The sequence below is a fragment of the Paenibacillus sp. GL_099_B genome (genome assembly GCF_057835695.1).
In genome coordinates, this window is the sequence record NZ_CM174430.1 from 7,001,679 (window position 1) to 7,017,560 (window position 15,882).

15 protein-coding genes and 1 other annotated feature are annotated in these 15,882 nt (G+C 45.3%); of the genes, 8 read left to right on the forward strand and 7 right to left on the reverse strand.

Translation table 11 applies throughout. The annotated features are described in order from the left end of the window. Nucleotides 1–244: 244 nt before the first annotated feature. Together AC3ITG_RS31775 and AC3ITG_RS31780 are read right to left on the reverse strand one after the other, a co-directional pair. On the reverse strand, nucleotides 245–940 hold the full coding sequence (locus AC3ITG_RS31775) for an L-ribulose-5-phosphate 4-epimerase (protein WP_076287227.1): 696 nt from the start codon (nucleotides 938–940) through the stop codon (nucleotides 245–247). Nucleotides 941–943: 3 nt separating this feature from the next. Next, nucleotides 944–2,560 carry a xylulokinase gene (locus AC3ITG_RS31780; RefSeq protein ID WP_489252423.1) on the reverse strand — a complete coding sequence of 539 codons (1,617 nt, stop codon included), beginning with the start codon at nucleotides 2,558–2,560 and terminating at the stop codon, nucleotides 944–946. 396 nt (nucleotides 2,561–2,956) lie between these two features. Here AC3ITG_RS31780 and AC3ITG_RS31785 point away from each other — a divergent pair, with 396 nt between their 5' ends. After that, entirely contained in the window at nucleotides 2,957–4,048 is a 1,092-nt protein-coding gene (locus tag AC3ITG_RS31785; protein ID WP_489252424.1) for a GntR family transcriptional regulator, read from the forward strand. A gap of 213 nt (nucleotides 4,049–4,261) precedes the next feature. On the opposite strand, the gene AC3ITG_RS31790 is transcribed toward AC3ITG_RS31785, so the two are convergent. Beyond that, nucleotides 4,262–4,906, reverse strand: coding sequence for a nitroreductase family protein (locus AC3ITG_RS31790; RefSeq protein ID WP_489252425.1), 645 nt, complete (start codon nucleotides 4,904–4,906; stop codon nucleotides 4,262–4,264). Nucleotides 4,907–5,020: 114 nt separating this feature from the next. Beyond that, nucleotides 5,021–5,470, reverse strand: a complete 450-nt coding sequence (locus tag AC3ITG_RS31795; RefSeq protein ID WP_489252426.1) for an RrF2 family transcriptional regulator — start codon at nucleotides 5,468–5,470, stop codon at nucleotides 5,021–5,023. Nucleotides 5,471–5,816: 346 nt separating this feature from the next. Here AC3ITG_RS31795 and AC3ITG_RS31800 point away from each other — a divergent pair, with 346 nt between their 5' ends. After that, nucleotides 5,817–6,860, forward strand: coding sequence for a hypothetical protein (locus AC3ITG_RS31800; RefSeq protein WP_489252427.1), 1,044 nt, complete (start codon nucleotides 5,817–5,819; stop codon nucleotides 6,858–6,860). Between the two features lie 101 nt (nucleotides 6,861–6,961). Here AC3ITG_RS31800 and AC3ITG_RS31805 read toward each other — a convergent pair whose 3' ends face one another. After that, nucleotides 6,962–7,771, reverse strand: a complete 810-nt coding sequence (locus AC3ITG_RS31805) for a GNAT family N-acetyltransferase (protein WP_489252428.1) — start codon at nucleotides 7,769–7,771, stop codon at nucleotides 6,962–6,964. Between the two features lie 45 nt (nucleotides 7,772–7,816). Further along, nucleotides 7,817–8,053: a binding site (T-box leader), on the reverse strand. Nucleotides 8,054–8,347: 294 nt separating this feature from the next. Between AC3ITG_RS31805 and AC3ITG_RS31810 the strand changes: the two genes are divergently transcribed. The 4 genes from AC3ITG_RS31810 to AC3ITG_RS31825 are packed head-to-tail and all read left to right on the forward strand — an operon-like array spanning nucleotide 8,348 to nucleotide 12,300. Next, complete coding sequence (locus AC3ITG_RS31810) at nucleotides 8,348–9,424, forward strand: iron-siderophore ABC transporter substrate-binding protein (protein WP_489252429.1); 1,077 nt, start codon at nucleotides 8,348–8,350, stop codon at nucleotides 9,422–9,424. Beyond that, complete coding sequence (locus tag AC3ITG_RS31815; protein ID WP_163755922.1) at nucleotides 9,417–10,457, forward strand: FecCD family ABC transporter permease; 1,041 nt, start codon at nucleotides 9,417–9,419, stop codon at nucleotides 10,455–10,457. Before AC3ITG_RS31810 ends, AC3ITG_RS31815 begins: the two co-directional genes overlap by 8 nt. Next, entirely contained in the window at nucleotides 10,454–11,485 is a 1,032-nt protein-coding gene (locus tag AC3ITG_RS31820; RefSeq protein WP_076287221.1) for a FecCD family ABC transporter permease, read from the forward strand. Before AC3ITG_RS31815 ends, AC3ITG_RS31820 begins: the two co-directional genes overlap by 4 nt. After that, entirely contained in the window at nucleotides 11,485–12,300 is an 816-nt protein-coding gene (locus tag AC3ITG_RS31825) for an ABC transporter ATP-binding protein (RefSeq protein ID WP_076287220.1), read from the forward strand. Before AC3ITG_RS31820 ends, AC3ITG_RS31825 begins: the two co-directional genes overlap by 1 nt. A 121-nt stretch (nucleotides 12,301–12,421) precedes the next feature. On the opposite strand, the gene AC3ITG_RS31830 is transcribed toward AC3ITG_RS31825, so the two are convergent. Continuing rightward, on the reverse strand, nucleotides 12,422–13,639 hold the full coding sequence (locus AC3ITG_RS31830; RefSeq protein WP_489252430.1) for an ATP-binding protein: 1,218 nt from the start codon (nucleotides 13,637–13,639) through the stop codon (nucleotides 12,422–12,424). Between the two features lie 290 nt (nucleotides 13,640–13,929). On the opposite strand from AC3ITG_RS31830, the gene AC3ITG_RS31835 reads away from it, so the two are divergent. Together AC3ITG_RS31835 and AC3ITG_RS31840 are read left to right on the forward strand one after the other, a co-directional pair. Then, the gene (locus AC3ITG_RS31835; protein ID WP_489252431.1) at nucleotides 13,930–14,313 is read left to right on the forward strand and encodes a MerR family transcriptional regulator; all 384 of its coding nucleotides are present in this window, start codon (nucleotides 13,930–13,932) and stop codon (nucleotides 14,311–14,313) included. A gap of 16 nt (nucleotides 14,314–14,329) precedes the next feature. After that, complete coding sequence (locus AC3ITG_RS31840) at nucleotides 14,330–15,091, forward strand: SDR family oxidoreductase (protein WP_489252432.1); 762 nt, start codon at nucleotides 14,330–14,332, stop codon at nucleotides 15,089–15,091. 140 nt (nucleotides 15,092–15,231) lie between these two features. Here AC3ITG_RS31840 and AC3ITG_RS31845 read toward each other — a convergent pair whose 3' ends face one another. Further along, nucleotides 15,232–15,762 carry a GNAT family N-acetyltransferase gene (locus AC3ITG_RS31845; protein WP_489252433.1) on the reverse strand — a complete coding sequence of 177 codons (531 nt, stop codon included), beginning with the start codon at nucleotides 15,760–15,762 and terminating at the stop codon, nucleotides 15,232–15,234. Nucleotides 15,763–15,882: the final 120 nt, after the last annotated feature.

A 15,882-nucleotide genomic window follows, 5' to 3' on the forward strand; every position in this document is an offset into this window, starting at 1 on the left:
TTGAACAAATGGGTTACACTTACCACTCCGATTGCAGTACCATCTTCCGATCGCTGGTTATCCCCGGATTTCTTTGATCAATTTTAATAAGGATGATATCCGGTTATAAAGGCGAGCGCTTCGCTTCTACAGATTAGTACTGCACTCTCCGTTATCGTGTAAAAGTTTGATACAACTTCATTGGTAGTAGTAACAAACAACTTATTCGCTTGAATTATTATCAACCGATCGCTACATAACCAAATTACTTCTGTCCGTAATAGGCGTCTTTTCCGTGTTTCCGCAAATAGTGTTTATCCAAAATGCCTTGCGGCAGTTCTTTGGCAAAGTTATTCAATTGCCGCGCGTACAGGTTCATTTTGCACACTTCCTCCAGTACGACGCTGTTCACAACCGCCGACTTGGCGTCTTTGCCCCACGTGAACGGTGCATGACCATGAAGCAGAACTGCCGGGATTGCCATCACATCCAGCCCGCGCTGTTCAAATGTTTCAATAATGAGACGGCCCGTCTCCGCTTCGTATCCGCGATCAACTTCATCCTGGTTCAAGAAACGGGCACAAGGTACGGCACCATAGAAGGTGTCAGCATGCGTCGTCCCCATCACGGGTACGTCCAGACCAGCTTGTGCCCAGATGGTCGCCCAGGTGGAATGAGTGTGCACGATACCACCGATTTCCGGGTAATGTTTGTACAGCACCGCGTGAGTCGCGGTATCAGAGGAGGGTCTCATTTCGCCCTCCACCACATTGCCGTCCAAATCAACCACAACCATGTCGCTTGGCTTCATCTTGTCATAACTGACACCACTCGGTTTGATGACAAACAGGCCACTATCCCGATCCATTGCGCTGACATTACCCCATGTGAACTTCACGAGTCCGTGCTTCGGCAGCTCCAGATTCGCCTCATAGACCTCTTCTTTCAGTTGTTCTAACATGTGTTAGTCCCTCCCATTCTCTACCAGATGATCTACCGCCGCCTGCTCAATCGCGAGGCCCTTCCGATAACGTTCGATAAATGCTTCAAACCCTTTGACATCCGATGCATTCGGCGCAACTTCCTCACCCTGGACATCGCTAAAAACCTTCTGCTCTAGGAACACATCCAGACTCTCCTGCTGATCCTTGTTGATCATGTACGAGGCCAGAAGCGCCATCCCCCATGCACCGCCTTCACCCGCTGTAGACATCACTGACACCGGCACGTTCATCGCTGCGGCTACAATCCGCTGACCGACGACAGGGGTCTTGAACAGACCACCATGAGCCAAAATGCTGTCAATCGCCACATGCTCGTTCTTCGTCAAAATGTCCATGCCAAGCTTGAGGGCACCAAAAGCGGTGAACAGATGTGTGCGCATGAAGTTCGCCAGATTGAAGTTGCTTTCCGGTGAGCGGACGAACAATGGACGGCCTTTGTCGATGCCCGTAATGTTTTCACCCGAGTAATAACCGTAGCTCAGTAAACCGCCACCATCCGGGTCAGCTTCCAAAGCCTTATTGAACATCACGCTGAACAATTTGCCGGTGTCGACTTCGTATCCCATCGCCTCGGAAAATTCACGGAATAATCCAAGCCAAGCGTTGATGTCGCTGGAGCAGTTATTGGCATGCACCATGCCTACCGGACTGCCGTCCGGCGTCGTAACCATATCGATCTCGGGATACACTTTGGACAATTCCTTCTCCAAGACGATCATTGCGAACACGGATGTGCCGACGGAGATGTTGCCCGTACGCTTCCTCACGCTATTCGTTGCTACCATGCCCGTTCCGGCATCGCCTTCCGGCGGACAGAGTGGAATGCCTGACTGCAAATCATTCGAAGGATCGAGTAGCTTGGCTCCCGCTTCGGTTAACTCACCAGCATTCTCACCAGCGAGGTACACTTTGGGAAGAAGGTCCTCCACCTTCCACGGATAACCTTTGCTTGCGATCAGTTCATCGAACTGCTTGATCATGGATGGGTGATAGTTATGCGTAGACTCGTCGATTGGGAAAATGCCCGAAGCATCGCCGATACCGATGGCTTTATTGCCCGTCAGCAGCAAGTGTATGTAACCAGCCAGAGTTGTCAGGTGATCGATGCGAGGCACATGGGTCTCTTCGTTCAAGATCGCTTGGTACAAATGAGCGATGCTCCAACGTTCCGGTATATTGAACTGTAGAAGATCCGTCAGCTCCCTCGCAGCCTTCCCGGTGGTCGCGTTACGCCACGTCCGGAACGGTACCAGCAGTTCTCCCGCGCTATCCAAAGCGATATATCCATGCATCATGGCGGAGAATCCGATGGAACCTACCGTTTGCAACGTGATTCCGTATTTCCGCTCTACGTCTTGCTTCATCTCACGATACGCAGTCTGAAGACCTGTGATAATATCCTCTTGGTTGTACGTCCAATATCCGCCTTTCAGGAGGTTCTCCCATTCATAACTACCTGACGCGATGGTCTCAAAACGTTCGTCAATCAACACCGCCTTGATCCGTGTCGAACCAAATTCGATGCCTAGTGAAGTGGCTCCCTTGCTAATCGCTTCTTTCATATCCACATGACTCATGATCACGTAGTCCCCTCTCTGACCACAGTAGGTAAAAGTAAAAATATAATTGACTTAAAGATGATTGAAATGGATTCATATTTCGGTTCATTGAAAAGAATGCGCTTTCCTTTTCTGACAGCCTTAGTATATTTTTTGTACGTACATTTGTCAATAATATATAATAGTTATACTTACATTAGTTATGATATGACGTCTAAACGATCTCATTTCTGTGCTCAAAAGGTTATGTTGTAGGGTACACATTTCTGTTTTAGGATGGGAATTGTACGGTTTATTTTGTAAAACTGGCTGTTACATAGCCATTCGATTCGAATCATGATAAAATATGTACGTACAACTATGAATATGACGATGTTTTTTTATAGATAAGTAACGATGAAAGAAGTGGACTGCGTGAAGCCAAAGTATCAGGTCATCATTGACGATATCAAAAGCAATATCCTATCGGGAACCTATAGTGTAGGCGAACAAATCCCTACCGAATCCGCACTGCAGGACAGCTACAACGTGAGCCGCCAGACGGTGCGAAAGGCCATTTTGGAGCTATCAAACGAGGGCTTTTTGAGAAGCGAGAAAGGTTCCGGCACCTATGTAAGCAATCTGTATCGATCCAGAACCGGCGGGAACACGATGAAAAAAACAATCGGCGTCATCACGACGTATATTTCCGATTACATCTTCCCCTCCATCATCCGCGGCATTGAAGGCCGATTAAATGAAGACAATTATTCGTTGCTATTAGCCAGCACCAATAACGACGTTGCACAAGAGAAAAAAGCGCTCGAGATGATGCTCTCTTATGGTGTGGATGGCCTAATCGTCGAACCGACCAAGAGTAATTTGTACAATCCCAACATAGCGTACTACCTTTCCTTTAAAGAGCAGGATGTACCGTTTACAATGATCAATGCCTTTTATGAAGAGCTGGAGGTGCCTTTCTTCTGTCTGGATGACGTGCAGTCCAGCTACCTAGCTACTCGGGAACTGATCGCCAAGGGACATAGCCAGATCGGCATTATCGCGAAAATGGATGATTTACAAGGGAAGTATCGGATGAAGGGATATATCAAAGCGCTGGGCGAAGCCAAGTTGCGGTTTCATCCCGAGCAAGTGCTTTCGTTCGATACGGCATCGAAGCCGGACCTCTCCACCAATCTGGAGGTGTTCCTGGAGGAAAACAGAGATGCGCTGACATCCCTTGTCTGTTACAACGATGAGGTGGGGCTAGAAGTCGTACATGCATGTAGAAAGCTGGGCATTTCCATTCCAGACGAGTTATCCATTATCGGCCAGGACAATTCATACATCGCAAAGAACGCCAACATCAAACTCACGACGTTAACTCATCCCCAAGAGCAAATGGGCCGTGACGCTGCGGATTGGGTCATCAAGAAACTACAAGGCAAAAAGGATCTGCCCACCAACACCTACTACCAGCCCATGCTGATTGAGGGTGAGACAGTGAAAGAGATTGAGTTGGAATAGTATTGGGACTAAGGTTTGGGTGATGTGAATTGCTCCATAAAAGGGGAAATCGCAGCCTCAACCACCACCCCTTTGTCTGCGGTCGGCATGTTCTTGCTGAAATACGAAAAGGCTGCCGTAATGGCAGCCTAAGATGTTTTGCTTTAGTCATTCTTTTTAGCTAGAACAGGAACTAACTCATAGGGAGTATCTCTCCCAATGGAGAGGGCTCCATTATTTTGTGATACCATTCCAGAACGTCAGCTCGTCAATTGGCAGTCGAGTAGTCGGATGTCCTGGTTGCGAGGCTTTGCCGATGGAAATGAGAATGGTTGGAACATAACGATCGGGAATATCGAACGCTTCAATAAATTTATTTTTATCGTACCCAGCCATTGGAACAGTATCATAACCACGCCCTTTGGCGGCGAGCATGAACTGCATCGATAATAGACCACAGTCAAACATTACGCCGTCCTTGATATATTGAGGATCCATGCTTCCCAGCATTCCCTTCATGTTGGTAACCAACGAATCCTTAATTTCCTTCGTCATATAACCAGCTTCTACAGAAGCGTCGTAAACGGAATCCACCTGTTTGATATACTCCAAATCCCCCAGCACCGCAATAACGGCCGAGGCATCTAGCACCTGCTGCTGGTTGTTCGCGATGGGAAGCAATTGTTCTTTCAGAGCCTGATCATTAAAAACAATGAATTTCCATGGCTGCATATTCGCGCCAGACGGAGCAAGGGCTGCTTCAGTCAAAATATCTTTCAATTCCTGCTCTGAAATGTTGAACGCAGGATCGTAATGCCGTACAGAACGTCTTTCCTTTACCACTTCCATGAAGCTTTGCTCTTGTTTTACGCTCTCCATCTCATTTTGCCTCCCATATATATACTGTGTATTATTTAACACAGTTAAGGATAAAAAAATGAACCACTTAACTGTGCTAATATAAGCACAGTATATGTGTGGATGGGTATGTTGTCAATTCTCCATTATCGGACTCATCCTGTTGGCCATGTCGGCAATGGTGTATTTTCGCAGGATTTCCAACACACTATGATTAATTTCCCCCGTAATATCGTTGAACATATCATGCATCTGGATGCCAAATGAGTGATCGCCTGTGGAATCCAGCATTCCTTCACACAGCGATGCCTCGGTCTGAAGCGCCAGATATATATCGGCCAATGTCACGGATTCCGGCGGCTGCTTCATGCGATAACCTCCATCTCGTCCTTCACGAACCTCCAGAATGTTCTCCTGAGCGAGTTTCGCCAATATTCGGCGAATCAATGTTGCTTCTGAGCATAAATGATCGGCGATATTGTTACTTGGATAGAGGTTAGGACTATCCGACATGAACACAAGGGCCTGCAATGCCAAGCCGAATGCCTTGCTATTGGAGGGACAGGTATGTTTGGCCTTTTTCATCGTACAGGGCTCCCTTCTTCGTTGCGTCCTGTGTGAATTATAGCAAACCCCCAACTCCCGTTCAACACGGCATCGAGGTTTGCAGACAGTGGCTTGCTCGCTATTAAAAATCAGGAGGTACACGCAAAAGAACCTCGATTGCTTTAACGAAGGCTAAAGGTATCATTGCAAGTTAACTCGTATTTATTCCGGCTTGTCCGCCAGCACCAACGGGGAAATGCTTGCAAGGGGTTCTTTTAACTCTGTCACTCTTTGTATACTAAAGTATATAGGTAACATATTTAGAGGTAAGTCAGGCGGCAATACATACGTATTTAAAACTTGAGCGAAGTGGAGGATGGTATCCATGAAAGTCGGGTCCGCACGAAAAGCAGCGTATGAGTGGGTTATGGAACATGCCAGCAAGGAGAAGGGATTCAAAGGGGCCTATTTCAGTGGTTCAACGATAGACTTGCCTGATGATAAAGAGTTGTCAGCTACCTCCGACATCGATGTTGTGGTCATTACGGAAGAAACCGCGCCCCCGCTAAAGCTTGGGAAGTTCCTCTACCGTGGTGCTTTGGTCGAAGTCACGTACCTATCTTGGGACCAGATCGCCTCAGCCCAAGAGGTTCTGTCATCCTATCATCTGGCAGGCAGCTTTCGTGTGGACACGATCATTGCTGATCCCACCGGACATCTAGGCAGACTTCAAAATGAGGTATCTCACCATTTTGCCAAGCAGGTGTGGGTACAACGCCGATGCGAAAACGCTCGGCAAAGAATCGAAAACGGGCTACGGGAAATAGATGCCGATGCGCCAATGCATGACAAGGTAACAGCTTGGTTGTTCCCGACTGGAGTGACCACACATGTGTTACTCGTTGCAGCGCTTCGTAATCCAACTGTGCGCCGCCGCTACCTAGCTACACATGAGGTGCTTAAAGAATACGGCTACACCGATCTGTACGAAAATCTGCTGGAGCTGCTCGGCTGTGCTCACCTGACTGCTCAGCGCGTCGAATATCACCTTGGAGAACTCGCCCGAACATTTGACATAGCTGCAGCAGCAGCGAGGACACCTTTCTTTTTCAGCTCCGACATCACCGCTACTGCCCGTCCGATTGCAATCGATGGTAGTCGTGAACTCATACAATCCGGATACCATCGCGAAGCGGTATTCTGGATCGTCGCAACTTTTGCTCGCTGCCATAAAATTCTGACCGCGGACGCTCCTCCTGAGATACAAGAAACACTTACTCCTGCCTTTGAAGCAGCTATCGCTGATCTCGGCATCGCTTCTACCAACGACTTTTTCAGTCGCGCCGATGACGTTACCAAATTCCTGCCCCGACTTTGGGAGACTTCCGAAGCGATCATATCCTCTAATCCTGGCATAGTAGGCAAGTAATATAGCTATTTTGTTCAAATAAACTTCAAAACATCATATAATAACCACTTACATGCCTATAATTGATTCTCAGTGAAGTCATGCCCTATACCGCTTTTCTCCTATTTGAATTTAATGTCAGCCACTTGACCACTTTCAACAAAACCTATATTTTGATAAACCTTATTCGCATCAGGGTTCTTCAAATCAGCGTATAGCATCGGATCTAAACCCTCTGATATGAGGATAGAACATAATTCTGCCACAACTGCACTTGCATATCCTTTCTTACGGAAGGCAGACGGTGTATATACTGCATTAATTCTCGCGTGTCTTGGAGAGCGATGTGCAATATTAGCCATGGATACAGGGTGACCATCTAGTAACCATAGATACAAATTACCTGTTTCTATAGCCGACTTTGCTGCTGAGATTTGACTAGACGGTTCAACTTTAACTCCATAAGCCGCTTCTGAGAAGCCAGCTAAAAATTCCGCCACGGTCTCCAAATGCTGTCTTGTAGATAGGTGCAATATACCTTCTACATGAGCTGGCTTTCTTACCTCTGAACAAACGTAGGATTCCATAATCATATAAGGAACGAATTGCAGCCCATTAGCCTCTGAATATACATTAGCAAAATGTTCAACAGTCGCCCGTTCTCCTGATATACCCGAAAGCTCGGTTTCCTTGAGAAATTCTAAAAGTTCTTGCAAGAGCTTGTTCTTTGGTTCAGCTGCAAGTTTTTTGGAAATCCACAACCAAGCGTTGTGTCCTTCGGTCTGGGCAAAGATCATTGTTTCATTAGATGCTTTTAGACAGGTTGAACGCTCTGACTCGCAAATACGATGGATAAGATTGTACTGAACTTCATCGGCCATAAACATATTCTGACGAAGTACTGGATCTTTTACACCAAACTTTTTCCACATACCCATTCCTCCTCGGTTCATAAAAAACACAAAAAACCCCATCCCATTAGGGACGGAGTCTATTCCGCGTTACCACCCTGATTGGTGTATGAATGAATACACCCTCTCTGCCATCGTCCAACAACGATGCTTCTATATAACGGTAGAATACCGGGCCCGTCTACTATTATTTCGAAGGCCTGCTCTGAGGCGATTTTTGATCCGGATACCCACTGCCTCGCACCAACCGGCAGTTCTCTGAATGGCATTTCCGTATCTACTTGTCCTCTTCGTTGCATTTAATTGCAAAGTAATTAGATACACTATATTGGTTAAGGGATATTATGTCAATTATTTCGAGTCGTAAAACTGCACTTTTCCATCGATATTCACTTGTTTAATGAAGAAATTGATACTTAACCGGAGGTTACCATTTACAAATTTTTCATTGACACTCCCTTTCAAATAAAGATATATTTATTGATGTTGATAATCATTCTCATATGTAAAACGTTTTATATTCATCTGCTTTGATGAGTTTTCACAGCCAGATAGTCAGATTCAACAAATATATTACAGATTAGAAAGGGGAAACACATGAACACGAAAAGAAAGCTCTCTTTAATGACACTACTTATTTCGGTAGTGCTGATCCTAGCCCTGGTAGGTTGTGGAAGCAAGCCAGCAACTCCTGCAGCGAGTCCGGCTGCGAGTGATTCACCAACGACCGAAACACCAGCCGCTCAAGATGAGAATACCGAATATCCGATTACGATCAAGCATGCTTTGGGAGAAACCGTTATTGAGAAAAAGCCTGAACGTGTAGCTACGGTTCAATGGGCTAACCATGATGTCGTTCTCGCTCTTGGACAAGTTCCAGTAGGCTTCTCGGCGGCAAACTTCGGCGTTCAAGATGACAGCGGACTGTTGCCTTGGACTGCGAAAAAACTCGAAGATCTCGGCGTAACAGACCCGAATGTTTTCAAGGACACAGACGGTCTTGATTTTGAAGCCATTTCCGATTCCAACCCGGATGTTATTCTTGCAGCTTACTCCGGTATTACTCAGGAAGACTACGATCTTCTTAGTGAGATTGCTCCAGTTGTAGCTTATCCGACTGCTCCTTGGGCAACAACATGGCGTGAACAGGTTCTCTTCAATTCCGAAGGTATGGGCATGAAAGCAGAAGGCGAGCAACTGATTAAAGACACTGAGGCCATGATTAATGAAAAAGTAAGCGCCTACCCTCAGATTAAAGACAAAAAAGTGGTTTGGGTAAACTTCTCAGCTGAAGATATGTCTAAACTGCATATTTATACACCTGTAGACTCTCGCGTCTCATTCCTGAATGAGTTGGGACTGGTTGTTCCAGAAAGCATCACTAGCCAAATTACGGACCCTAACAGCTACTCCCTAAGTCTAAGTGCTGAGAATGCTGAAGCCCTTAATGATGCGGATATCCTTGTTGGATACGGAAATGCCGAGTTGTTGAAAGCTCTTCAGGCTGATCCGCTTCTTGGTAAAATTCCAGCAGTTAAACGTGGTTCAGTAGCATTCATTGAAGCAGATACACCTTTGGTTGCTGCTGGAACGCCAAACCCACTGTCGATCTCTTATACGATCGATGATTATCTGAAACTGATCGGCGGAGCTATTGATAAAATAAATGAATAGTTCATCGATTCCGAATAACAATCAACCACGCTTGAATATCCCGAAAAATTTCGGGCTGGTTCTGGTCATCTGCTTTATCCTGCTCATCGTAAGTGTGGTAGCCTCACTGGTCCTCGGTTCTCGGCCAGTGGGGTTTCATGAACTAATCGACGGATTATTTCACCCGGAAGTAGACTCCTATGGGGCAAACATCGTGCGCAAACGGATTTCCCGAACTGTCTTCAGTTTATTATGTGGGGTGGCACTCGGAGTATCGGGAGCAATTATGCAAGCCGTCACACGAAACCCGCTTGCTGACCCAAGTATATTGGGTGTTAACACAGGCGCATCTTTGTTTGTGGTATGCGGCATTGCGTTCCTGAACATCAGCAGCGCGGGGCAATATATATGGCTGGCTTTGGCTGGGGCTGCGATTACTGCAGTGTTTGTATTCGGAATCGGCTCTATGGGGCGTGGCGGCGCCACGCCCATTAAGCTTGTTTTGGCAGGAGCTGCTGTAAGCGCTGCTCTTTCATCTCTGGTCACCGCCATCATGATTCCCCGCTCGTATGTCATGGACCAATTCAGGTTTTGGCAAGTGGGAAGCGTCGGCTCGGCAACCTGGAGTGGGATCGGCACATTCATCCCGTTTCTGATCATCGGAATTCTCATTGCGTTTATTACCGCTCCCGCACTTAACGCGTTAGCGCTGGGAGATGATGTGGCTACGGGATTGGGCGTTCGAACCGGAACACTGAGGCTTATTTCCGCCCTTGCGGGTGTACTGTTATGCGGAGCGGCTACCGCTCTGGCTGGACCTATTGGTTTTATCGGATTGTTATCCACTCACGTCATACGCCTTATTATTGGGCCTGATTTACGCTTCGTCATACCCATGTCAGCCATTGCTGGTGCGATCATTCTGACGATCTCCGATGTAGGGGGCAGACTCATTAGTAACCCTGGCGAGCTTGAAGTCGGCGTAGTGACTGCATTTATAGGTGCTCCCATACTCATTATTCTAGCTATACGATCGAAAGTGCGTTCATTATGACCAATCATTCTATTGAATTTATTATGGCGGGAAGACGTCAAAGACGCCGCCGATGGATCCTTGTCACTAGTCTCCTTGCCGTACTGGCATGCATTCTATGCTGCGCCATGCTTTTACTAGGAAACACGATATATCCGGTGAAGGACGTCATTCAAGCCCTTTCCGGTGAAAAAATCAAGGGTGTCTCTTTTGCCGTGAGTACCATACGTCTACCCAGAATGCTGACCGGCCTTTTTGCCGGATTTGCGTTCGGTATTGCAGGCTACACGTTCCAGACCATGCTGCGAAATCCCCTTGCAAACCCCAATGTCATCGGGATCACGTCTGGTTCAAGTGCTGCTGCTGTTTTTTGCATCGTCATTCTTCATGCAAGTGGAGCCGTCGTGTCCTTCGCTGCGGTAATTGCAGGCCTGGTCACCGTTCTGTTCATTTATGTACTATCAAGAGGAAAAGTATTTTCCATCGGACGATTGATCCTGATCGGTATCGGCATACAAGCGATGCTTGATGCTGTCATCTCCTATCTTCTTCTGGTTAGTTCTGAAAAGGATGTTCCCTCAGCGCTCAGATGGCTCACAGGTAGTCTTAACGGTTCACAGATGCATGAGCTTCCGCCTCTTGTGATCACCGTCATCATCTGTTCGCCGATCATCATCTTGCTGGGCAAACATCTCAGCATATTGGAGCTTGGAGAACAATCGGCATTTTCCCTGGGTGTAGACACGGACAAGACCAGAATTGCACTTATTGTAAGCTCTGTCTGTATGGTTGCGATTGCTACGGCTACCACAGGCCCGATCGCTTTTGTCTCATTCCTTTCGGGCCCTATTGCCAAAAGACTCGTCGGTGTGGGCTCCTCCAACATTATTCCGGCAGGTCTTGTTGGCGTCAACCTTGTCCTGGCATCCGATCTTATCGGACAATTTGCTTTTGAGTACAGATTCCCCGTAGGCATCATTACCGGATTACTCGGAGCGCCTTATCTGATCTTCCTGTTAATCCGAATGAATCGAAAGGGGGAACTATAATGAAAGCAACACATGTTTTTCAAGCCGAACAACTCGTCGCAGGCTATGAGAACAAAACGATTATACATGGTGTGGACCTCGTTATACCCAGTCATAAGATAAGCGTTATTATCGGATCCAACGGATGCGGTAAGTCCACGCTTCTTAAAACGATGGCCAGGCTCATCAAGCCCATATCCGGCAAGGTCACTTTAGACGGTAAGCCCCTATCCAAAATCCCACCCAAGCAATTGGCTCGTGTGGTGGGGCTGCTACCCCAGTCTCCCATTGTCCCAGAAGGAATCTCTGTAGCGGATCTGGTCGGCAGAGGACGGTTTCCGCACCAATCCTTGTTCAGTGGATGGACCAAAAAAGATTACGAGGCCGTTGCCGAAGCAATGACCATCATGAATATCACCGAGTTTGCCAATCATAATATTGATGAGCTCTCAGGCGGCCAACGACAACGTGTCTGGATAGCCATGGCATTAGCGCAACAAACGGACATCCTGTTTCTCGATGAGCCGACAACCTTTTTGGATATCACCTATCAAGTCGAGATTCTTGACCTGCTCACGGAGCTTAATCGGAAACACGGAACAACGATCGTCATGGTGCTTCATGACATCAACTTGTCCGCACGTTATGCAGATCATATCTTCGCACTTCATACAGGTAAGCTGGTCGCTGAAGGAGTACCCTCAGAGGTCATTACAAGCACACGGGTCAAAGACATCTTCGGCCTGGACTGCACGGTAATTGATGACCCGATTTCGGGATCTCCGATGGTTGTACCAAAAGGGCGATATCATGTGAATCATGAGGTAACTTCCTAACAGGATTTAAACCAAACAGATCTCTAACCTTAAAAGGGCAAGCTAGCGCCGTTGTCACGACTGACGCTAACTTGCCCTTCATTTATCGTAAGCTTTTAACATAAGACCCTTCATGTATCCTTTACTTCCCCTCCGTAGCCAAGAATCGAATCGTAACGGTCGTTCCTACACCTTTCTTACTCTCATAATTAATTTCCCCGTCATATTTTTCTACAATATTAAAACAGATCATTAATCCTAATCCGGTTCCATTACTTTTTAATGAGTAAAACGGAGTCCCGAGTGACTTCACCTCATCCTCTGATATTCCACTTCCTTCATCAATGATTTTGATCTCGATATAATGATGATTCCTCTTGGCAATCACAGTGACGGGTTTCCCCATAGTCGAGGCTTCCAAAGCGTTTTTAATTAGATTCATCATCAACTGCTTAAACTCAATTGGATTAATAAAAATGAAGCAATCCTCTTCTGCCTCGATATGCATCTGATTATCAGATAACATCGCATAGGAACGGACCAGACCTGTTACGCTCTGAAGGGCATCATTCACATCCACTTTTTCTGGTTTCTGATCTTTATTAGGCTTGGAAAGGGTTAGAAACTGTGAGGTAATCTGTTCAACAGTATTTAACTCATCAATCATTAATTTGAACTTGTTTTTAATTGGATCATCAAATGCAGGATCTTCTCTGTATAACTGCAAAAAACCTCGGACAACGGTGACTGGATTTCTAATCTCATGCGCCACAGCTGCCGTCAAATGAGCTATCATCTTTAAACGCTCCGATTGTTGTAATTGTTCATGATAGAGCTGCTGCTTTTTCATACGACTAAAGGACAAATGGAAAATGAGAAATAATAATACCTGACTCGCAATAATATTAATGAGGTTCCCCACAATGTCATGATGTACATACGAATATATTTTACCTTGATCAATCAGGATGATATAGCCAAACGTGATCACAATTAAAACTCCATTCAGAATGATGGAGAAATAAAACAATTTTAAATTAAAAAACAAAATGGCAAGTAAGGGAATCAGACAAATGAGAATGTACGTAGTCCAGGTCTCTGGATATAAGAAGAACATGGTATAGAAATAAGCAAAGCCAAACAGGATGATGATCTTTCTGAAAACATAGGTTTCATGCTTGGGGTAGATCAACAAACAAACCGCTAGAATGGCCACACAAAAAAAATGGATAACATAGCCCACTGTAATTCCGCTTAATTCTGTCGTCGATAGGATTAATCCAGATAACATAAGAGCAATGAGAGTTAACATCGAAATATAATATGTTTTTCGGTTCACCTGACTGTACAATTCTTTCATCCACTCACCACTTTAAATTAATGTCGACACCTTCGGTATGTATGTAGTCCTTTTCATTCCTATATTTAAAGGCATCCAACTGGATGCCCTTATCTATAATAGCATTGTATCTCATTTAACTAGCTATACAATATGAAAATCTATAATACGCTAATGAGTTCCAGTTCCCTTTACCCGTGGGATTCATTACATCCAAAAGAGAAATTTATTTACCTTATTGACTTAAACCATAGTTTAAGTCGTATGCTATTCCTGTCGACAGAGTTAACACCCATTTGGAGGTCTCCAATATGAAGTATCTTTCCATTAGCGAAGCTTCGGCCAAATTAAATATTCCAGAATCAACCTTACGTTATTATGAGAAAAAAGGGCTTCTGCCCTTAATCGAGCGTGATGATGCTGGGCGGCGGTTATTTTCAGAAAACCAGATGGCTCTTCTGGAAACCGTTGTTTGTTTAAAGAACACGCATATGCCCATTAGTCAGATTAAGCAATATATGGATTGGATCATCGAAGGGAACTGTACGCTTGAGGCAAGGCTTGAAATGATGCAAAATCACAAGCAGGCAGTGCTGGATGAAATTTCGTTGATGCAGGAATCCCTAAAGGGCATTGATTTTAAAATTACACGTTACACCCGACAAATACAGGAAAGAAACCAAAACGAGGACTAAGAGGAGAGATATTATAATGAAACTTTCGGGAAATACAGTACTCATTACTGGCGGAAGCTCTGGGATCGGATTAGCATTTGCAGAACGCTTCTTAAGAGCTGGAAATACAGTTATTGTTACTGGACGACGTGAAGCTGTACTTCAACATGCGAAGGAAACACACCCGGGCCTTATTACGTATGTGAATGATCTGAATATTGAATCTGATCGCATCGCATTGTTTGAATGGGTAACCGCCAACTATCCGAAAGTAAATGTATTGGTCAATAATGCCGGTATTCAACAACGCTTTAATATACTCAAGTCAGACGGGAAGAACGATTGGAGTTATTTCAACAAAGAAATTACAACGAATATTGAAGCTCCACTTCATCTATCCATGCTGTTCGCTCCATATTTGGCAACACAAGAAGAGGCAGCGATTATAAACGTCACTTCCGGGTTGGCCTTCACGCCGTTTGCCATTGCTCCCATCTATTCAGCAACCAAAGCGGCCCTTCACTCCTTTACCATCAGTCTGAGACACCAGCTTTCGGATACATCTGTAGAGGTCATTGAAGTTGCTCCTCCTGCAGTAAGTACTGATCTGGGTGGAGCAGGACTGCATACGCATGGAGAACCATTGGATGCCTTTGCAGATGGAATCTTCAAAGGTCTGGAAGAAGGCCACCAGGAAATTGGATATGGTACTTCTGTCGCTCGCTTACGTATGTCCCGAGATGAAGTCGCCGAGTACGCCGAACAGATGTATAACGCAACGAAAAGTCTAATTGAATAACTCGCCCACGCGACACGTGTGACTCATCCGTTTCGCTGTATATTAACAAAGAGGCCTCTCCAACTACGGAACGGCCTCTTTGAATATATTCTTTATATAAAACTCATGTATCCCTTTCTTATGCCGGGGGGAACATCAAATCAATCTGATACTAACCTTGAATACATATGGAGATCGTTAAACGTTCCCTCAACTCGTTCATATTCTCTAAATGTTCCTGCTAATGTGAAACGGAGCTTTTGTAAGAGCTTTATCGAATTCACATTTTCGGGATCAACCTTTGCTTCGACTCGGTTCAGTTTTAAAGATGAGAATGCATGATCTACCAAAGTAGAGACCGCCTCTGAAGCATATCCTCTTCCCCACGATGATTTAGCAATATCATATCCAATTTCTGCTTTTAAGTTGTCAAAATCCAAAGAATTATAACCGCAAGAACCTATAATCTCGTTGGACTCTTTTTTAATTATGGAGAAACGGATAGCCTTACGATCTTGAGAGAGATCATCCAGAAGTTTGATCATTTCTATCGCTTGCTCTACGTCAGTAAAACAACTAACATTCATAAATTTAGTAACCTCGGGATCAGACCAAACGGTGAACAAGCTCGAAGAATCCGACACCTTCATTTTTCTCAATTGTAAACGTTCTGTGTGTAACTCTGTAATCAATACTTTTACCTCCATTAGGATTTAATAGTTAGGTTTAAGATATTGATATCTGCGCATAGTTCAGTCCCTTCATTTCCAGGCTATTTACATTATACCAAGAATTTTGACCGAATCAGAATC